This window comes from Microbispora sp. CA-135349 (assembly GCF_050947365.1).
GTDB lineage: Bacteria > Actinomycetota > Actinomycetes > Streptosporangiales > Streptosporangiaceae > Microbispora.
Map to the genome: position 1 here is coordinate 5,109,932 of NZ_CP192001.1, position 19,184 is coordinate 5,129,115.

Annotated in this window: 19 protein-coding genes; 6 read left to right on the forward strand and 13 right to left on the reverse strand. The window is 72.0% G+C overall.

The annotated features are described in order from the left end of the window. Positions 1–6 precede the first annotated feature (6 nt). The 5 genes from tatC to ACQPZZ_RS23625 form a co-directional block, all read right to left on the reverse strand. Positions 7–873, reverse strand: a complete 867-nt coding sequence (gene tatC / locus ACQPZZ_RS23605) for a twin-arginine translocase subunit TatC (protein WP_432922053.1) — start codon at positions 871–873, stop codon at positions 7–9. 34 nt (positions 874–907) lie between these two features. After that, positions 908–1,225 (reverse strand): Sec-independent protein translocase subunit TatA, encoded by a 318-nt coding sequence (tatA, locus tag ACQPZZ_RS23610; protein WP_432922056.1) that lies wholly within the window; start codon positions 1,223–1,225, stop codon positions 908–910. 115 nt (positions 1,226–1,340) lie between these two features. Continuing rightward, entirely contained in the window at positions 1,341–1,490 is a 150-nt protein-coding gene (locus ACQPZZ_RS23615; RefSeq protein WP_432922059.1) for a hypothetical protein, read from the reverse strand. Positions 1,491–1,497: 7 nt separating this feature from the next. Further along, entirely contained in the window at positions 1,498–2,448 is a 951-nt protein-coding gene (locus tag ACQPZZ_RS23620; protein ID WP_432922062.1) for a helix-turn-helix transcriptional regulator, read from the reverse strand. After that, positions 2,445–3,386: a helix-turn-helix transcriptional regulator gene (locus tag ACQPZZ_RS23625; protein WP_363641373.1), complete on the reverse strand. Its 942-nt coding sequence runs from the start codon at positions 3,384–3,386 to the stop codon at positions 2,445–2,447. Before ACQPZZ_RS23625 ends, ACQPZZ_RS23620 begins: the two co-directional genes overlap by 4 nt. Before the next feature lie 40 nt (positions 3,387–3,426). Between ACQPZZ_RS23625 and ACQPZZ_RS23630 the strand changes: the two genes are divergently transcribed. Continuing rightward, positions 3,427–4,494 (forward strand): DUF3866 family protein, encoded by a 1,068-nt coding sequence (locus ACQPZZ_RS23630; RefSeq protein WP_432922065.1) that lies wholly within the window; start codon positions 3,427–3,429, stop codon positions 4,492–4,494. On the opposite strand, the gene ACQPZZ_RS23635 is transcribed toward ACQPZZ_RS23630, so the two are convergent. Then, a complete protein-coding gene (locus ACQPZZ_RS23635; protein ID WP_432922068.1) occupies positions 4,440–4,916 on the reverse strand; it encodes a DUF3291 domain-containing protein in 477 nt (158 codons plus the stop codon). The genes ACQPZZ_RS23630 and ACQPZZ_RS23635 overlap by 55 nt on opposite strands. A 14-nt stretch (positions 4,917–4,930) precedes the next feature. Then, the gene (locus ACQPZZ_RS23640) at positions 4,931–5,578 is read right to left on the reverse strand and encodes a helix-turn-helix transcriptional regulator (protein ID WP_432922071.1); all 648 of its coding nucleotides are present in this window, start codon (positions 5,576–5,578) and stop codon (positions 4,931–4,933) included. 232 nt (positions 5,579–5,810) lie between these two features. Here ACQPZZ_RS23640 and ACQPZZ_RS23645 point away from each other — a divergent pair, with 232 nt between their 5' ends. Further along, on the forward strand, positions 5,811–6,695 hold the full coding sequence (locus ACQPZZ_RS23645; RefSeq protein ID WP_432922074.1) for a chitosanase: 885 nt from the start codon (positions 5,811–5,813) through the stop codon (positions 6,693–6,695). A gap of 62 nt (positions 6,696–6,757) precedes the next feature. Here the strand turns inward: ACQPZZ_RS23645 and ACQPZZ_RS23650 are convergent, their stop codons facing one another. From ACQPZZ_RS23650 to prcB, 5 genes are all read right to left on the reverse strand, one after another. Beyond that, positions 6,758–7,720, reverse strand: a complete 963-nt coding sequence (locus ACQPZZ_RS23650; protein WP_432922077.1) for an FKBP-type peptidyl-prolyl cis-trans isomerase — start codon at positions 7,718–7,720, stop codon at positions 6,758–6,760. 71 nt (positions 7,721–7,791) lie between these two features. Next, on the reverse strand, positions 7,792–9,150 hold the full coding sequence (gene pafA, locus ACQPZZ_RS23655; protein WP_363641361.1) for a Pup--protein ligase: 1,359 nt from the start codon (positions 9,148–9,150) through the stop codon (positions 7,792–7,794). A 69-nt stretch (positions 9,151–9,219) separates the two neighbouring features. After that, positions 9,220–9,903 (reverse strand): hypothetical protein, encoded by a 684-nt coding sequence (locus ACQPZZ_RS23660; protein WP_432922081.1) that lies wholly within the window; start codon positions 9,901–9,903, stop codon positions 9,220–9,222. Positions 9,904–10,075: 172 nt separating this feature from the next. Continuing rightward, a complete protein-coding gene (gene prcA / locus ACQPZZ_RS23665) occupies positions 10,076–10,915 on the reverse strand; it encodes a proteasome subunit alpha (protein WP_432922084.1) in 840 nt (279 codons plus the stop codon). 21 nt (positions 10,916–10,936) lie between these two features. Continuing rightward, positions 10,937–11,752: a proteasome subunit beta gene (gene prcB / locus ACQPZZ_RS23670; protein WP_432934504.1), complete on the reverse strand. Its 816-nt coding sequence runs from the start codon at positions 11,750–11,752 to the stop codon at positions 10,937–10,939. Positions 11,753–12,026: 274 nt separating this feature from the next. On the opposite strand from prcB, the gene ACQPZZ_RS23675 reads away from it, so the two are divergent. The 3 genes from ACQPZZ_RS23675 (at position 12,027) to ACQPZZ_RS23685 (ending at position 17,337) form a co-directional block, all read left to right on the forward strand. Then, entirely contained in the window at positions 12,027–13,280 is a 1,254-nt protein-coding gene (locus ACQPZZ_RS23675; RefSeq protein WP_432922087.1) for a CehA/McbA family metallohydrolase, read from the forward strand. A gap of 66 nt (positions 13,281–13,346) precedes the next feature. Then, the gene (locus tag ACQPZZ_RS23680; protein ID WP_432922090.1) at positions 13,347–14,558 is read left to right on the forward strand and encodes a Gfo/Idh/MocA family protein; all 1,212 of its coding nucleotides are present in this window, start codon (positions 13,347–13,349) and stop codon (positions 14,556–14,558) included. A gap of 10 nt (positions 14,559–14,568) precedes the next feature. Beyond that, the gene (locus tag ACQPZZ_RS23685) at positions 14,569–17,337 is read left to right on the forward strand and encodes an alpha-mannosidase (protein WP_432922093.1); all 2,769 of its coding nucleotides are present in this window, start codon (positions 14,569–14,571) and stop codon (positions 17,335–17,337) included. 167 nt (positions 17,338–17,504) lie between these two features. On the opposite strand, the gene ACQPZZ_RS23690 is transcribed toward ACQPZZ_RS23685, so the two are convergent. Then, positions 17,505–17,714: a ubiquitin-like protein Pup gene (locus tag ACQPZZ_RS23690; protein WP_030507144.1), complete on the reverse strand. Its 210-nt coding sequence runs from the start codon at positions 17,712–17,714 to the stop codon at positions 17,505–17,507. Between the two features lie 401 nt (positions 17,715–18,115). Here ACQPZZ_RS23690 and ACQPZZ_RS23695 point away from each other — a divergent pair, with 401 nt between their 5' ends. Then, positions 18,116–19,087, forward strand: a complete 972-nt coding sequence (locus ACQPZZ_RS23695; RefSeq protein ID WP_432922096.1) for a serine/threonine-protein kinase — start codon at positions 18,116–18,118, stop codon at positions 19,085–19,087. Positions 19,088–19,184 lie beyond the last annotated feature (97 nt).

Consider the following 19,184-nt stretch of genomic DNA (forward strand, 5'->3'; position numbering starts at 1 on the left):
ATTCGGTCAGTCCCTCGCGTCGAGCGAGTCCGCCGTGCCCTCCGCGGCGGACGGCCCGTCGAGCTCCTCCTCGATGGCCTTCGCGTGCGCCGCGTCGGCTTCGTCGCGCTTCTTGTCGTGGAAGTACATGAACGCCTCCGCGACAAAGAACAGAGCGACCATGGGAAGCGCCAGGGCCAGCATGGTGATGGGGTCCTGGCTCGGCGTCGCGACGGCCGCGAAGACGAACATCAGGAACACGACCATGCGGGTGTGCTTGGACACCGTCTTGAACCGGAGCACCCCGATGACGTTGAGGAACACGAGCAGCAACGGCATCAGGAAGGAGACACCGAAGATGATCAGCATCGCGAGCGCGAAGCTGAGGTACTCGTTGATGCTCACCAGCGTCAGCGTGCCCTCGGGCGCGAAGCCGAGCAGCAGGGACAGGCCCTTGTCCATCGTGACGTAGGCGAGGGCCGAGCCCGCGGTGAACAGCGGGACCGAAAGCCCGAGGAACGCCATGGTGTAGCGGCGCTCGTTCTGGTACAGGCCCGGGGTCACGAACGCCCAGAGCTGGTAGATCCAGAACACGGCCGAGACCACCACGCCGAAAATGACGGCGACCTTGAGGTTCACGAAGAAGGAGTCGAAGACTCCGTTCACGACGAGCGTGCACTGATCCTTGTTGATCTGGTGCGCCTGCGGCAGCCGGCAGTACGGCTGCTTGAGGAAGTTCCAGATGGGCTCGAAGTAGATGAACCCGACGGCGGTCCCGACGACCACCGCCAAAATGGCCTTGATCAGCCGGTTGCGCAGCTCGCGGATGTGCTCCATGAGCGTCATCCGCCCGTCGTCCGCCGTGGCGGGGGTCGACCGTTTCAGCAGGGCCATCTAGCTCGTCCTGAAGTCAGTGGGGGTGCGGCGCCTAGTTGGAGCGCTGCTCGTTCTGCGAGCTCACCGGCTGCTGGCTCTCCCGCAGCTTCCGGTTCTCCTCCTCCAGCGCACGCAGCCGCTCCTCGACGGACGGGGTGGCCGGCGGGATCTGCGCCGCCGGCGGAGCGACGGGCTCGGCCTTGACCGTCTGCCGCGCCTCGTCCTCCTCGCTCATCTTGCTGGTTTCCTTCTTGAACATGCGCAGCGACTGCCCCAGCGCTCTCGCGGTGTCCGGGAGCTTCTTGGCGCCGAAGAGAAGGATCAGAACCAGGAGGATCAGGATCCATTCCATGGGTCCGAGGTTGGGCATGTCGTGTCCTTACCGCGAGGGCCGTGAGTACTACCCCCCGATCGTACGCGCACCTCACGCCAAAGTTCACCTGTCTGAGAGCTTCAAAATCGCATCAATTTGGGGCAAAGTTCCTCTATTCGGGCAGCCTGAGCCGTCCTCTGGCCCGCTCGACCTCGGCCTGCAGGTCCCGCGCCGCGGCGAGCACCCGGGCGGCCGGCCACGCGAGGACCGCGAGCCCGGCCACGGCCACGCCGACGAGAGCGAAGATCCACGTCATGTCCATCGGGGCGTCACACCGTCTCGTAGTTGGCCAGCGCCTGCTTGGCGACGGCCGTCACCCGCTCGGCGAGAGACGCCGGCGCCAGCACCCTGCCGCTGTCGCCGAGCCGGAGCGCGAGCCGTACCAGCCAGGACTGGTCGCGGATCCGCAGCGCGACGCGCAGGCGGCCCTCGCCCAGCTCGGCGACCTCCTCGCACGGGTAGTACTCCGCGACCCAGCGGCCCGCCGGGGTCAGCTCCAGCTCCACCAGCTCGTCGCTGTCCGACGGCCGGAACACGCCCCGGGCGACGTCCATCGGCTCGGCCCCGGCCGGCGGGTCCACGGGCACGTCGAGGACCTCGACGTCCAGGACCCGGTCGACGCGGAACATCCGCATCGCCTCGGCGCGGTAGCACCAGCCCTCCAGGTAGTGCCGCCCGTCCACCAGCACGACCCGCAGCGGATCGACCTCCCTGGGGGTGATCTCGTCGCGCCCCGGAACGTAGTAGCGCAGCGACAGCCTGCGGCCCCTGCGGGCGGCGTCGGTGATGACGGCGTGGGCGTCCGGGGCCGCGCCGATCTCCACCTGGACCTGGCTGCTCACCGTGGCCGCGCCCTCGCCCGCCGCCTGCTCCAGCTTCGCGATGACCCGCCCGAGCACGTCGCGGCCCTGGAACTCGGGCAGCTCGTCGAGCATGCGCAGCGCGACGAGCAGCGCGCTCGCCTCGTCCACACCGAGCTTGAGCGGCCGGGCGATCGCCTCGGCGTTGTCGATGAGGATCTCGCCGCCGTCCCACGAGACGTCGATCAGGTCGCCGGGCGTGTGCCCGGGCAGGCCGCACATCCAGACGAGCTGGAGATCGTCGATGAGCTGCTTTTCCGACAGGCCGAACAATCGCGCCACCTCGGGCACCTGCGCGCCCGGGTGCGACATGAGGTACGGCACGAGCGCGAGCAGCCGCGGCAGCCGGTCCGAGCTCACTGCAACGCCCCCTTCAGACGGCGGATCACGGCCTCGCGCGCGTCCGGCGGGTCCAGCACGACGGCGTCGGGGCCGAGGCTGGCCAGCCATCCCGCCAGCCGTTCGGGGTCGGCGAAGGTCACCTCGGCCTCGTCCCACTCGCCCTCGCCGGGTCGTACGGCCTGGGCGGCGTGCCGCAGGCCCAGGCAGGTGCCCTTGCGCACCCGCACCAGGGCGACCCGTTCGCCGGGCAGCTCCTGGTAGCCCACCATCGCCCGCAGGTCCAGCTCCTCGGGCACGGTGAAGGCGCCCGGCCGTCCCAGGCCGGACACCGTCCCGGTGATCCGGCTCAGCCGGAAGACCCGGGCGGCGCCGCGGTCGCGGTCGTGCCCGACCAGATACCACCGCCCGCGCCTGCTGACGACCCCCCACGGCTCGACCGTCCGCCGCAGCACCGACTCGCTGCCGGCCGACCGGTAGTCGAAGGCGACCACGCGCCGGTCCCGTACGGCCTCCCACAGCGCGGGGAACGCGGGATCGCGGGTGTCCACCCGCAGTTCCAGGGGGCTTTCCGCGAGGCCGGCGTGCACGCCGCCGGCGGTCAGCTTCAGCAGCGCCCCGCTGGCCGCCTCGGCCAGGCTCGCCCGCTGCCACACCTGCGCGGCCAGGCCGATGACGGCGGCCTCGTCGGGCTCCAGGGTGATCTCGGGCAGTTCGTAGGCCTCGCGCACGATGCGGTAGCCGGGGTCGTCCTCCCAGGGGTCCTTGTGGACCTCGATGGGGATGCCGATCTCCCGCAGCTCGTTCTTGTCACGCTCGAACATGCGCTGGAAGGCCTCGTCGTTGTCCGGGTCGTACCCGGGGACGGCCTGCCGGATCTGTTCCGCGCTCAACGGCCGCCGCGTCGCGAGCAGGCAGATAACCAGATTGAGCAGCCGCTCGGTCTTCCGCCGCGACATCCGGGCCTCCCTTCCAGTCGAGAACGCTACCCTTTTCGGCGTGATCAGATGGCGCAAGGGCGAGGTGGTGCGGGTCCGGCGCGAGTGGCCGGGGGCGGTGGAGCTCGACGTCGCCGTCGCCGAGGGCGAGTGCCGGGCGCTCGCCTATCCCCCGCTGGTGGGACGCCCTGAGGTGGGCGACACCGTGCTGCTCAACACGACCGCCCTCGCCATGGGTCTCGGTACGGGAGGGTACGCCATGGTGGTGGCCGTCCCGGACCGTTTACCGCAAGATCCTTCCGGTCCCGGTCACCTGGTGAAGGCACGCTACACCCCGTTGCAGGCCACCGTGCTCGGCGCGGACGAGCAGGAATCCCCGCACCACGAGGCGCTGCGTGACGCCGACTCGGTCGGCGGGATGCCGGTGGTGGTCGCCGACCTGCACTCCGCGCTGCCCGCGATCCTGTGCGGCCTGTACGCGGACTCCCCGGGGATCAGGGTGGCGTACGTAATGCAGGACGGCGGGGCGCTTCCGGCCTGGTTCTCGATGTCGTGCGCGGCGCTGCGCGAGCGCGGCTGGCTGTGCGGAGTGGTGACGACGGGCCAGTCCTTCGGCGGGGACGTCGAGGCGGTCACGCTCCACACCGGCCTGCTGGCCGCCCGCCACGTGCTCGGGGCCGACGTCGCCGTGGTGACTCAGGGACCGGGCAACCTCGGCACCGGCACGCGCTGGGGATTTTCCGGCGTCGCGGCGGGCGAGGCCGTGAACGCCGCGGCCGTGCTGGCCGGGCGGCCCGTGGCCGCGCTGCGGGTCAGCGAGGGCGACCGCCGCGAGCGGCACGTCGGGGTGTCGCACCACTCGCTCACGGCGTACGGCCGGGTCGCGCTGGCCCCGGCCCAGGTCGCCGTGCCGGATCTGCCCGGCGCGTTCGGGGCGACCGTTCGCGAGCAGGCCGCGGCCCTGGCCACGCGTCACGAGATCGTGACCGTGCCGGTGGACGGCCTGCACGAGGCGCTCACGGCGTCCCCGGTGCGGCTGTCCACCATGGGCCGCGGTCTGGAGGAGGACCTGGCCTACTTCGTGACCTCCGCCGCCGCCGGGAGGCACGCGGCGTTGCTGCTGTCGTAGAAATCCCTGAACGTGAACGCCTCCGGGCCCGGCCCCTGGGCCCGGAGGCGGGCCAGGCGGTCCATGGCCTCGTCGAGCGGCGGCAGGTGGCCCTCGGGCACCCACCACATCACCGTGTACGGCTCGGCGATCCGGTGGAACCACTCCCGGCGGCGCCGCATCACCTCCAGGTGAGCGCTGCGGTAGACGAAGTTCCACAACGTCTCGCGGGACTCCCAGACCGAGAGGTTCACGACCAGCATCGGTCCGTAGTCGTGCTGGATCAGGTCCGTGGGCTCATCACCCTCCTTCATGCGCCAGACGAAGCCGGGCGCGGCGTCCGACACCTGGTAGACCGGCGCCAGGGCGGCGAGGAAATCGGTCAGCGCGGGCGAGTCGAGGGGTTCCCTGAGATGGGCGACGTTGAGCTGGGCGAGATGCATGCCGCGATTCTATGTCAATCTTCATTAGTTTTAGAAGGCATGAAGGCCACACAGCACTCCCCCGGCCTCGGATCGAGTGCCGCGGCGACCCCGGTCTCGCCCAGACCGGCCAGCAGCCCCTCGCAGAGCGCGAGGTTCATCGAGCACACGAGCAGCGGATGGCTGTCGGCCAGCACGTGAAAGGGGCAGTTGCGCAGGCGAACCCGCCCCTCCTCCTCGTACGGCTCGTAACCGCGCTCGCGCAGCACCTCCATGAGGTCGCCGGCCCCACCGGCAAGACGCTTTCCGGTCCTGCGGGCGGCCTCCTCGGCCTTCTCCTCGCCGCCCAGCAGGTCGACGGCCTCCGCCAGCACCAGCGCGAGCGTGCGGTAGTCGCGCGGCGGCAGGCTGACCGTCCGCTCCTCGCGCACCCGCCGGTAGACCTTCGCCGGGCGGCCGCCGCCGGGACCGGCTTTGCCCGACAGCCGCCGGAAGCCCGCTTCGAGCAACCCCGCCTCGACGAGCCTGTCCAGGTGGTGGGCCGCGAGCGTGCGCTGGATCCCGACGGCTTCGGCCGCCTCGTTGCGGCCCACGTCCCGCCCCCGCTCGGCCACGAACCGGTACAGCTCCCGCCGCACCGGATCGCCGAGCACACTCATCGATTCCAGGTCGTCGCTCGTCACAGCCCGGAGTCTAGGACGCGTCCCCGCACTCACCGGGCGCGCCGCCGGGGTGAGGACGCCCCTGTCGAGCACGCCCGTTGACACCTCTCGGGCGGTGCTGCTTGCATCAGGAAACCTTCCTGCCTGATCCCCTCATGGAGGGCTCATCCCCCACCGCGCCGCCTTCCGCCTCCCCCCGAAAGATCGGCGCGGGGCGGCAGGAGGGGCGCGGGCGGAGAACGGAGCGACGTACGTGCACGACCCCCTGATCAGGCGCACCGACCGGCGCGCCGCTCTGCTGCTCCTGGCCGCCGCCGCGGCCGTGCTCCCCGCGGGCGCGGCGGGAGCCGCCACCGGCGGCCCGGCCCCCGCCCGGAGGACACGGGAGACGCGGGAGACGCTGAAGATCACGGTCAGGGCCGCGCCGACCGGCCTGACGGACCCGAAGAAGAAGGAGATCGCGATGGAGCTCGTCTCCAGCGCGGAGAACTCCTCGCTGGACTGGAAGGCCCAGTACACGTACATCGAGGACATCGACGACGGGCGCGGCTACACCGCCGGGATCATCGGCTTCTGCTCGGGGACCGGCGACATGCTCGACCTGGTCGAGCTCTACACCAGGCGCAGGCCCGGCAACGTACTGGCGAAGTACCTGCCCGCGCTGCGGAGGGTGAACGGCACCGACTCCCACCGCGGGCTGGACCCGGACTTCCGCGGGGACTGGCACGCGGCCGCCGCCGACCCCGTTTTCCGGCGGGCGCAGGACGACGAGCGCGACCGGGTCTACTTCGAGCCCGCCGTGGCCCGGGCCACGGCCGACGGGCTGCGCGCCCTCGGGCAGTTCGCCTACTACGACGCCATGGTCATGCACGGTCCCGGCACCGATCCCGTCAGCTTCGGCGGTATACGCAAGGCGGCCATGAGGAGGGCGAGGACTCCGGTGCAGGGCGGCGACGAGGTCGCCTACCTCGACGCGTTCCTCGACGCCCGCAAGGCGGCGATGAAGACCGAGGAGGCGCACGGCGACACCAGCCGGGTCGACACCGCCCAGCGGGTGTTCCTCAGGGACGGCAACCTCGACCTCGATCCGCCGTTGCGCTGGAAGGTCTACGGCGACGACTACGAGATCCGGAGCTGACGCCCGTACGGCAGGGGCCCCTCCCACCGCCGGGTGGGAGGGGCCCCTGGAGTTCGTGGCTGTCAGGCCGCGCCGAGGACGTCCACGACGAAGACGAGCGTGTCGGTGCCCTTGATGCCGCCCTGCGCGTTGCCCTCCTTGCCGTACCCGAGGTCCGGCGGGATCGTCAGCAGGACGCGGCTGCCGACCGGGACGCCGGTCAGGCCCTGCGACCAGCCCTTGACCACCTGGTCGAGGCCGAACGTCGCGGGCTGGCCGCGCTCCCAGCTGGAGTCGAACTGCTTGTCGGTGCCCCAGATCTTGCCGACGTAGTGGGCGAGGACCTGCTGACCGGCCTTCACCTCCGGGCCATCGCCCTTGATCACGGTCTTGACGACCAGCTTCTTGGGCGCCTTCTCGCTGGTCTTGGTGGTCAGCGCCGGGGGCTTGTCGCCACCGGGATTGTCGAGCTTCACGCCGGCGACGCCGGGGTCGGCGGGGGTGCCCTGAACGGACTTCAGCGTGGCCGACACCACGTCGATGACCAGCACCTGGGACGCCGCGTTGAAGTCCTGGCCCTGCTGCTTGGCCGAGTCGAGCTGCTCGGTGCTCAGGTTGTCCTTGGCGACCACTGCCATCACCCGGCCGCCGGGCTTGGCGCCGACCAGCGCCTCGTGCAGTGCCTTGGGCAGCTGGGGGCTGACCGAGACGAACTCCGACTTGCCCTGGTCGTAGTCGGATCCGGCCGCCTTGTTCTCCTTGCCGTCCCAGTTGTAGACGGTGACGTTGGCGGTGAGGACGTCGCCGTCCTTGGCGGGGGTGCCCTGGCCCTCGACGACCTTGACGGAGGCGGACGTGAGCGAGGGCTTGCCCGCCGGGAAGGTCACGGTGGGCTTCTTGCCGACCTCTCCCGTCACCTTGATGGCCGAGGCGGCGGCCTGGCCGCTGGAGGCGGGGCTCGCGCTCGGCGCGCTCTTCTGCGCGGTTCCGCAGGCGGCGGCGAGCAACAGGGGTAGGGCGGCGACGAGTGCCGTACTACGGCGCATATGGGAATCCTCAAACAGACAGCGGGTCCGGGCCAGGCTACCCGAACCCGCCGTCAGAGCGGTGTAAGAGATCACATGCCGGCGATCAGCTTGTCGACCCTCTCGTCCACGCTGCGGAACGGATCCTTGCACAGCACCGTCCGCTGGGCCTGGTCGTTGAGCTTCAGGTGGACCCAGTCGACGGTGAAGTCGCGCCGCTTCTCCTGGGCCCTGCGGATGAACTCCCCGCGCAGCTTGGCCCGTGTGGTCTGCGGCGGAACCGATTTGGCCTCGAAGATGCGGACGTCGTCGGCCACCCTCTCGACGGCCCCCCGCTTCTGCAGGAGGTAGTAGAGCCCGCGCCTGCGGTGGACGTCGTGGTAGGCCAGGTCGAGCTGCGCGACGCGCGGCGACGACAGCGGCAGGTCGTACTTCTGTCTGTAACGTTCAATCATCTGGTACTTGGTGACCCAGTCGATCTCCCGGGAGACGAGGTCGAGGTCGCCCGTCTCGACCGCCCGGAGCGTGCGCTCCCACAGCTCCAGCACCCGCTTGGCGATCGCGTCACCGCCGCGGCGCTCGACGAAGTCCTGCGCCTTGGTCAGGTACTCCTGCTGGATCTCCAGCGACGAGGCCTCGCGGCCGTTGGCCAGGCGCACCCTGCGCCGCCCGGTCATGTCGTGGGACACCTCCCGGATCGCCCTGATGGGGTTCTCCAGGGACAGGTCGCGCATCACCACACCGGCCTCGATCATGCGCAGCACGAGGTCGGTGGCGCCGACCTTGAGCAGCATCGTGGTCTCGCTCATGTTCGAGTCGCCCACGATGACGTGCAGCCGGCGGAACCGCTCGGCGTCCGCGTGCGGCTCGTCGCGGGTGTTGATGATCGGGCGGGACCGGGTGGTCGCCGAGGAGACGCCCTCCCAGATGTGCTCGGCCCGCTGGGAGACGCAGTAGACGGCTCCGCGCGGGGTCTGCAGCACCTTGCCCGCGCCGCAGATGATCTGGCGGGTCACCAGGTATGGGATCAGGACGTCGGCCAGCCGCCCGAACTCCCCGTGCCGGCCGACGAGGTAGTTCTCGTGGCAGCCGTAGGAGTTGCCGGCCGAGTCGGTGTTGTTCTTGAACAGGTAGATGTCCCCTGCGATGCCCTCCTCGCGGAGCCGCTTCTCGGCGTCCACGAGGAGACCCTCCAGGATGCGCTCCCCCGCCTTGTCGTGGGTGACCAGCTCCACGACGTTGTCGCACTCAGGGGTGGCGTACTCGGGATGGCTGCCCACGTCCAGGTACAGACGTGCGCCGTTGCGCAGGAAGACGTTGCTCGATCGGCCCCAGGACACCACTCGCCGGAACAGGTACCGCGCCACCTCGTCCGGCGACAGCCTCCGCTGCCCGCGGAACGTGCAGGTGACGCCGTACTCGTTCTCCAGCCCGAATATGCGTCGATCCATCACCTCACACTATTCCCCGAATGCGGCGGCCGAACAGTGATCAGGCGGGGGAATGCTGAGGCGATTCGGCTAAGCGGCGTAGATCTCCGTCACCTTGACGATCTGGCCGCCCTGGACGGTGATGAGCGCGCGCAGGTCACCGGCGTCGGCCCGCAGGATCAGTTTGTCCCGCGAGCAGCGCTCGGTGCCGAGGTACCGGCCGTCGATGGTCTGGTCCTTGCCGTCGCAGCCGACCGCGCTGAGGAACACGACGTTGTTCGCGATGGGCGCGGCGAAGGCCGTCAGGTCGCCCTCCGGCGGCCCCTCGAAACGACCGCTGGCACTGCCGCCGTACTCCTTGACGAACTTGACGGGCCGATACTCCGCCACGTTCTCGTCGTGCATGGCGACCAGCTGACCGCGCACGACACCGTCCCTGCTCGGGCTGAGCCCCTTGGTGAAGTCGTGCCCGGGGTCCGACTGGAGGGTCCCGCCGAAGGGGGCCGGCGTCTTGTCCGTGATCGGCGGCCCGGCCTTGCCGGGCTTCCGCGTGGCCTCGGGCGTGGCCGGGACGGTGGGAGCGTCCTCCGCGGGGGTCTGCGCGGCCTCCGGGCCGGCGGACTGCTCCGCCGGCGCCGGGGCCGTCACCGTCACGGTGGCCGTCACGGTGGGGCCGGCCGAGGTGCCGGACGACCCCGAGCAGGCGGTCAGCGACAGGAGGGCGACGGCGGCGGCCGGAACGCCGGCCCGCCGAAAGAGATCAAAAGTCGTCACAACCGGATGAGAGTAGCGAAATCGGAGTTTGGTTGAGCCGAATCCCCGATCCGGCCCCTAGATCACGGCCGCACAACCGAGCCGAACACCCGGATCGCACGCCCGCGTCGCACAGCGGCGCCGCGCCCCCGCTGAGGGCGCGGCGCCGTGGCCGTACGGACGCGAGGACGGGCTACTCGCCGGAACCCGTGTCGATGTCGCCCTCGGGAGCGATCGGCGGGGCGGCGCCGGGAGTCTGCTCCGCACCGGTCTGCTCGGAGGGGGCCTGCTCATCGGAGGTGGCCTGCTCGGCGGGCTGCCCGGCGCCCTCCTCGCTCTCCTTGACGGCCTCCAGGAGCTTGTCCAGGCGGGGCCCGGTCAGGCGCAGGAACTTGCGGTGCTCCCTGCCCCGGTCGAGGACGGCGACCTCGATCTGGGTCACCGGGGGACGCTCTCCTCCCGGCTCGGTCAGGGCGGCCAGAGCCGCGTCGAGGGCCTGCGGCAGCGGCAGCCCCTCGCTGTAGCGCTCCTTCAGGCGTCCGCCGACGGCCTCGGCCTGGCCACCGATCACGGCCATGCCCTGCTCGTCGAAGACGGAGCCGTCGAAGGTGATGCGGTAGATCTGGTCGTCCTCGGGACCTTCGCCGACCTCCGCCACGACGATCTCCACCTCGAACGACTTGATCGACTCGGTGAAGATCATGCCGAGGTGCTGGGCGTACAGGTTCGCCAGGCCGCGGCCGGTGACGTCGCTGCGGTTGAACGTGTAGCCGTTGATGTCGGCATACCGGATGCCGGCCAGGCGGAGCGACTCGAACTCGTTGTACCGCCCCACCGCGGCGAAGCCGATGCGGTCGTAGATCTCGCTGATCTTGTGCAGCGCCTTGGAAGGGTTGGGCGCCACGAACAGGATGCCGTCGGCGTACTGCATAACGACCACGCTGCGACCGCGAGCGATGCCCTTGCGGGCATACTCCGCCCTGTCCCGCATGATCTGCTCGGGCGAGGCATATCCTCCGAAGGGGATGGACACCGGGGGTGATCCTCTCTTGGGTTAGCGCAGCGGCGCGGTCGGGCCTTCGGGGGCGGTCATCCGCCTCTCCAGCATGGACTCCACGAACTCGGCGACCTCGTCGTCGGGGAGACGCCGGAAGCCGTCCGCGGTGATGACGGCCACGACCGGCCAGATCTTCCGCATCACGTCGGGGCCGCCGGTCGCCGAGTCGTCGTCGGCGGCGTCGTACAGGGCGTGCAGGCAGGTCAGGACGGTGTCCTGCGGGCTGGCGTTCTCCCGGTACAGCTTCTTGAGCGAGCCCCGGGCGAAGATCGAGCCCGAGCCGATCGAGTGGAACTCCTTCTGCTCGTACGGCCCGCCGCCCACGTCGTAGCTGAAGATCCGCCCGCCGTCGCGGGCCGGATCGTAGGCCGCGAAGAGCGGCACGACCACGAGGCCCTGCATGGCCATGGGAAGGTTTCCGCGGATCATGGTGGCCAGGCGGTGCGCCTTGCCCTCGGTGGACAGCGAGCGGCCTTCGGTCTTCTCGTAGTGCTCCAGCTCGACCCGGTACAGCCGGGCCAGCTCCAGGCCCGTGCTCGCCGTACCCGCGATGCCCATGCAGGAGTAGTCGTCGGTGCGGAACACCTTCTCGATGTCCCGCTGCGAGATGATGTTCCCGGAGGTCGCACGCCTGTCGCCCGCCATCACCACGCCGCCGGCGCAGGTCGCCGCGACGATGGTGGTCGCGTGCGGGATCTCGTCACCCACCGGCGCCGCCAGCGACTCGTTGCGGGCGGGCAGTAGGTTCGGCGCGTGCACGCCTAGGAACTCCGAGAACGACGACGATCCCGTATATGTGAAGAGGCTGTTCATCCAGGCTGGCTGAGATGCCACGCGACTCCCTCCAAGCGTGCGTTGTTACGCCCGACCCTACTCAGGTCTCAGCGCTGGTTGCACTCTTCCCGATCAGCTCAGCGCGAACCAGACATCCCACAAGAGGCCGGGCACACGTCCCCTACCCGTTCGCTCCCTCTGCCGCACGGGTCCCGGGCCGTTCAGGCACGCGGGGAGAAAGGGCGCTCCGGGGGAATGTCGCAGTGGTGGAGAACCTCGGCCTTGCCCAGCTCGTTTCGACGGGGACGGCCGCGTGACGACCGGGGCCGCGATCAGCGGGACGTGGACGCTGGACGACCGGCTGGCCGGGCCGGTCGCGGAGGTGCCGGTGGAGGTGCGGCCCGGCACGGCCGCCCTCACCGTGAGCCTGTCCTACGACCGGTCGGCCGGCGTGCTCGACCTCGGCTGCGCCGGGCCCGAGGGGTTTCGCGGCTGGTCGGGCGGCGCCCGCTCCGCGTACACCGTCACCCCCTGCTGGGCCACCCCCGGCTACCTGCCGGGGGAGATCGAGCCCGGGGTGTGGCGGGTGCTGGTCGGGCTGCACCGGGTGCCCCTCGGCGGCCTGGCGTACGAGATCCGGGTGATCAGGCACGTGCGGCCGCCCGCCCGTCCGCGCCGGCGCCGTCCCTCCCGGGTGCCCGGGAGCCTGCGGCCCGAGCCCGCCGCCGTGCGCCGCCGCCTGCCGTCTCCGCCCGGGCATCGCTGGCTCGCCGGTGACCTGCACGCGCACACCGACCACTCGGACGGCACGCTGACCGTTCGCGAACTGGCCCGCCTGGCGGCCGCGTCCGGGCTGGACTTCCTCGCGGTGACCGATCACAACACCGTCAGCCACCACGCGGAGCTGGCGGCGGCCTCGGCGCCGGCCGGCGTCGCGCTCGTGCCCGGGCAGGAGGTGACCACCGACCTCGGGCACGCCGGCGCGCTGGGGGACGTCGGCTGGATCGACTTCCGGCGGCCCCCGGACGAGTGGGCGAGGGCCGTACGCGACCGGGGCGGGGTGCTGTCGGTCAACCACCCGGTGGCGGCCGACTGCGCCTGGCGGCACCCGATGACCGACCGGCCGCGGACCGTGGAGCTGTGGCACCGGAGCTGGCAGGACCGCACCCGGGGCGCTCCGCTCGCCTGGGCGCAGGCCTGGGCCGCGGGCCTGGCGGGCGATCTGGTGGTGGTGGGCGGCGGCGACTACCACCGGCCGGAGGAGGGCCACCCGCCCGGCGCGCCGACGACGTGGGTGCTCGCCGAGGGCGACGGCCGGGGTCCCGGGGCGGCCGGGGCGGTCGTACGGGCCGTGGCGGAGGGGCGGACGGCGGTGTCGGCCTCTCCCGGCGCTCCGCTGCTGCTGCGGCTGGAGGACGAGTTCGTGGCCGTGGACGCCGACGGACTGGTGCTGTGGGGGCCGGGCACCCGCCGGGTGGTCCGCGGGGACCTCGCGTTCCTGCCGGCCGGGCCCGGGGTCCACCGGCTGGAGACGGCCGCCAACGAGCTGATGGCCGTCTGCAGTTGACGGGGTTGCGCGCCACCCCCGATGGGGAGGTGCAGGGCAGGCCGCCGAGCGGAGGAGGGTGAGGACGTGGAGACGGTGAAGGTGGGCATCGCCGGGCTCGGCGTGGTCGCGCAGGTCGTCTACCTGCCCCTGCTGGCGCGCCGGCGCGATCTGTTCCGGGTCGCCGCCGTGTGCGACCTCGACCGCGAGCACGCCGAGACGATCGGCCGGGAGGCGGGCGTCCCGGCCTACGACGACCCGCTGGCGATGCTGGACAAGGGCGGGTTCGACGCGCTGATCGTGCTCACGCCGGGGTCCCACGGCCCGCTGGTGCGGGCCGCGCTCGAACGCGGGATGTGGGTGCTGTGCGAGAAGCCCCTCGCCTACAGCCGGGCCGAGCTGAGCGGCTTTTCCGGCGAACGGCTGATGGCCGGCTACATGAAGCAGTACGACCCCGCCTCCCAGCGGCTGATGGAGGCGCTGCACGAGGCCGGCGGGCCGGGCGTCGTCCGCCATCTGGACGCCACCGTGCTGCATCCGTCACAGGAGTCGCAGCTGCTGTTCGCCCGGGCGCGGCCGGGACGGCCCGCGCCCGATCGGGTGGCCCCCTACGCGGAGGCCGACGACAGGGCGCTCACCGCCGCGCTCGGCACGTCGTCGGAGCGGCTGCGGCGGCTGTACGCGGAGGTGCTGCTGGGCAGCCTCTGCCACGAGCTGTCGCTGATGCGGCTGTTCACCGGATCTCCCGACACCGTCGACCACGTGGCCGTGTGGCCGGTGGAGGCGTTCCCGCCGTCTCTGGAGGTGAGCGGGACGCTGGGGGGCGGGCACTCAGGGAGGTACGCCATCCGGTGGCACTACCTGCCGAGCTATCCGGCCTACCACGAGGTCATGACGCTGCACCACGAGCACGGCTCGCTGGAGCTGCGCTTCCCCTCCCCGTACATGCTGAACACGCCCACCCGGCTGACGGTCACCTGCAGGGTCGGCACCACCGAGCGGACGGTCGTCAACGAGGACGTCGCCGAGGCGTTCGAGCGGCAGTTGCGCGCCTTCCACCGGTTCGTCACCCAGGAGAAACCGCCGCTCACCGGACTGGACGGGGCGCTGGAGGATATCGTCACGGCGCAGCGGATCGTGCACAGGTACGCACGGTGGGCGGGCATCCCCATCGGCGGGGAGTGCGCCCAGGAGGTCACCGGCGCTCCGCGGGAGGCGACCGCCGGGGCCGGCAGCAGCTACGTCGAGGAGGGCGCGAGTGGAGCCGGCGGTCACGCCGAAAAGAGCCTCAGCAGATAGCGACAGGATCGTGGTGGTCCCGCACACGCACTGGGACCGCGAGTGGTATCTGCCCTTCCAGCGGTTCCGCGTCGCGCTGGTGCGGGTGCTCGACGAGGTCCTGGACGCCATGGCCGCCGACCCGGCCTACCGCTTCACCATGGACGGCCAGCTCGCGGCGATCGAGGACTACCTGGAGATCCGGCCCGGGCGGCGCGGCGACGTCGCCCGTTTCGTCGCCGAAGGACGGCTGGCCGTCGGGCCCTGGCTGGTCCTCGCCGACGAGTTCCTCTGCTCGGGCGAGACCCTGCTGCGCAACCTGGAATACGGCATGCGGGGGGCGGCCGCGCTCGGCGGCGCCATGCCCGTCGGCTATCTGCCCGACCAGTTCGGCCATTGCGCCCAGATGCCGCAGATGCTGGCGCTGGCGGGGCTGCGCGTGGCGTGCCTGTGGCGCGGCGTGCCCGCCCACGTGGACCGCGACGCCTTCGACTGGACCGGCGCCGACGGCACCACGATCAGGACCGTCTATCTGCCCGGCGGGTACGGCAACGCCTTCGGGCTGTTCACCGGCCCGCCCGAGGGCATGCCCGACCGCGTGGCGGCCTTCGTCTCCTCAGCGGAGGGCTGGGCGGCGGGCGGGACGCTGCTGGCGATGTACGGCGCGGACCACTCGGCGCCGGGCCGCGAGATCACCGCCTCGGGGCTCCGCGTCGCCACCCTCGCCGAGGCCCTGGTCGCCGGTCCGGCGGACGGTGAGGTGCCGCGGGTGGCGGGCGAGCTGCGCTCGCACGCGCGGGCCAACATCCTGCCCGGCGTGATCTCGGCCCGGGTGCCGCTGAAGCAGGCCATGGCGCGGGCCGAGCGGATCCTCACCCGCTACGCGGAACCGCTGTCCGCGCTGTGGCTCGCCGACCGGTCCGCATCCGGGCGTCTGATCGACCTGGCGTGGCGGTCGGTGATCGCCTGCAGCGGGCACGACTCGATCACCGGATGCGGCTCCGACGAGACCGCCCAGCAGGTGGCCGCGAGGATCGCCGAGGCCGGGCAGACGGCCCAGGCGGTCGTGGACCTGGTCGCGGCGTCCCTCGCCGAGGCCGCGCCCAAGGGCGCGCTCGTGGTCGTCAACCCGTCCCCGTTCGAGCGGACCGGCCTGGTGCTCGCCGACCTGCCGGAGGACCGCGCGTCGCTGTCGGACGGCCGGGGGCGTCCGGTCCCGCTGCAGCGGCTCGAACACGCTCCCACACTGCTCGACGAGACCGTCATGGACGATCTCTCCCGGCTTCTGGGGCGCGTCCACGAGCGGGAACTGTACGGCCACGAGATCGTCTCCTGGGCTGCGGCGGACGGCGTGTTCACCGTCACCGTGAGCCGCCACGCGTCCGGCGCGTACGCGTACGAGGACCTGCGCAGAGCCGTCCTGGAGGCCGGTCCGGGACCGTGGGTCGTCCGCACGGTGGCCGAGCCCGTGGTCACCGTGGCCGCGCTGGTCACCGTGCCGCCGCTCGGCCGCGCCGTCCTCACCGCCCGTCCGCCCGCACCCCGTCCGTCCTCGCCCCGCCGCCCCGCCCCCGTCGCCACCGCTCTGCGGACGGACGCGTACGGGTTCGAGCCGGTGCTGGACAACGGGCTGCTGCGGGTGCGGGTGGCGGACGACGGGACGCTATCGCTGCGCGGCGCGGACGGCGCCGAGGTCCACGGCGTCGGGCGGATCGTGCACGGCGGGGACGCCGGGGACACCTACAACCACGCGCCCCCGCCGGACGACCGGCTCCTCGACCGGCCCTCCCGCGTCGTCGTCGAGGAGATCTGCTCGGGCCCGCTGACCGGCGCCTTCGAGATCGTCCGGGTGTACGACTGGCCGGCCGGCCTCGGCGGCGACGACGGCGGAGACGAGACCGTCCCGACGGCCGTCACGACCCGGGTGGAGCTCAGGGCGGGCGAGCCGTTCGCGCGATGTGAGATCACCATGGAGGTGCGCTGCCGTGACCACCGTGTCCGCTGGCACACGCCGCTGCCCCGCGTGGCCGCCGAGTCGTACGCCGAAGGGCAGTTCGCCGTGGTGCGGCGTGGTCTGACGGCCGAGGGCGGGGGCGGCGAGCGGCCGGTCCCGGCCTTCCCCGCCGAGTCCTTCGCCGCCGCCGGCGGCCTGGCCGTGCTGCTCGACCACGTCACGGAGTACGAGATCCTCAAGGACGGGATCGGCGGAGACGAGATCGGCGGGGGCGGGACCGAGATGGCGCTGACGCTCGTGCGATCCGTCGGCTACCTGTCCAGGAACCGCAACCCCTGCCGCGACGAGCCCGCCGGTCCCGAGGTGCCCACCCCGGCCGCCCAGTGCCAGGGCCCGCTGACCGCGCGCTTCGCCGTCCTGCCGTACGCCGGCGAGTGGCACGACGCCGGGCTGCCGCGGCTCGCGGAGGAGTTCCGCCACGACCTGCTCGCCGTACCGGGCACCGGCGCCGCCGATGCGTGCGGCACAGGGGGCGGCGTGGGCGGGGACGGCGCGGGCGGTCGCCTCGCGGTCGGCGGGGACGGCGTCATGATGGCCGCCCTGCGCGAGCGGCACGGACATCTGGAGGCCCGCCTGGTGGCCGAGCATCCCACGGCCACCGAGGCGGTCATCCGAGGAGATTTCACCGCGGCCTGGACGGCCGGGGTGCTGGGCTCTCCTCTGAGCCCTCTGGAGGTGTCCCACGACGACGGGGCGGACGGACAGACATCCCCGGCGTCGTGGCGGACGGTGCGCGTCCTGCTCAGGCCCTTCGAGATCGCGACCATTCATCTGGCCGGGGCCTGACGGCCTCCCGGCCGCTCACCGGGCTCTGCTCGTCAGTGCCGGCGCGCAGATTCGGGCCCGCCCGGTTCGGGCCCACTTCGCGCGCGGGGGCGGGGCCGGTGGCGGCCCGCCGGAGGGGCGTTTGGCCCCCTCCGGCGCCGCCACCGGTCCGGACGTCTCCCGCCGGGCTACTGCCCGCCCTTCTGCACGTAGGAACGGACGAACTCCTCCGCGTTCTCCTCGAGGACCTCGTCGATCTCGTCCAGGATCGCGTCGACGTCATCGGTGAGCTTCTCGTGGCGCTCCTGAACGTCCGGGGACGCCTGCGCCTCGACCTCCTCGACTTCCTGCTCCTGACGCCCGGTCTGCTTCTGGCCGCCGGTCTCCTTCGTCGCCATCCCTGACACCTCCGCTGCTCGGGGGGACGCCTTTCCTCATATCTTCCCCGAACCGACCGACAATGCGCGCGAAAGGGCGTGCGATCTTCAAGTCCGGCCCCGAGGCCGGACACCCTGGTGAGCGCCACGGGGGCGAAGACGCCGTATCCGGCCCGGCACCGGGCATGGCGGCCCGTATGGCGGGCGGATGACGGGCCGCGCTTAGACCGGATCGTTATCGACGTCACACTCCCCGTGGCCGCCTTTCGGCGCAGAGCGACCGCATCCGGGACGAGAATTGGTGGATCACGGGGTCTGGGGCGGGTCTAGGACACGGGTGGTCGATGGCATCGCACGCACGGCAGCTGCTGGCGGATCGGTACAAGTTGCTGACGCCCTTCCGGCGAGACGGCGGAGGGATCATGTGGCACGCTCATGATCTCCGCCTCAAACGCGACGTCGCGATCAAGGAAGTGCAGCCGCCGTACCGCGTCGACGTGGCCGACCTGCCCGCCGCCCGCCGGCAGGCGCTGAGGGAGGCCCGCTCCGCGGCCCGGCTCAGCCACCCGGCCGTCGTCACCGTGCACGACCTGCTGGAGGACAAGGGCCGCCTCTGGATCGTGACAGAGCTCCTGCAGGGCCTCACGCTGGGCGACACCGTGCGCCACCTCGGGCGGCTGCCGGTCCACTGGGCCGCCTGGGTGGGCTTCCAGCTCCTGTCGGGCGTACGGCACGCGCATTCGATGGGCGTCGTCCACGGGGACATCCGGCCGGCCAACGTGATGCTGACCGAGGACCGGGTGGTGCTGACCGACTTCGGCATCGCCGCCTTCGACCGGGATCCGGCCGGGTCGTCGACCGTCCCCGTGGCGCGGTCCGGCGCCTATCTCGCCCCCGAGCGGCTGCGGGGGAAGGGCCTGGCCCCCTCCGCCGACCTGTGGTCGTTCGGCGCCACGCTGTACTGCGGGGTCGAGGGACGGCCTCCATACCCGAACCTGGGCCCGCTGTCGGCCGGGATGATGCTCGGCCGGCGGCCCGATCCGCCGCGCCGGGCAGGCCTCCTGCGTCCGCTGATCGAGGGCCTGCTGCGGCACGACCCGGACGAACGGCTCACCGTCGACCAGGCGATGCAGGTGCTCGTCGAGGTGTTGCGGCGGCAGGGCATCCCGGCGGCGACCCCGGGCCGGACGGCCGGCGAACTGCCCAGCCGCACTGCGCCCACGCTGAGCGGGGCGCAGCCCCACGGCCGCTCCCCCGCCGCAGGGTGGCCCCTGGCGCCGGAGGACTTCACGGCCGGGGGTCCTCACGACGATTCGCGGCGCCGGGACAATCCCTATCTGCCCGCCCCCACGACCCGGCCCCGCCGCCACCGCAACGGCCCCCCGGGGCCCTGACCCCCCCTGCCAGGCAGCACCGCCTCACCCCGCCACCGTGACCCCCGGCCGGACGGATGCCGGTGACGGCTCTCCCGCGTCCCCGCGGAAGAGCCGT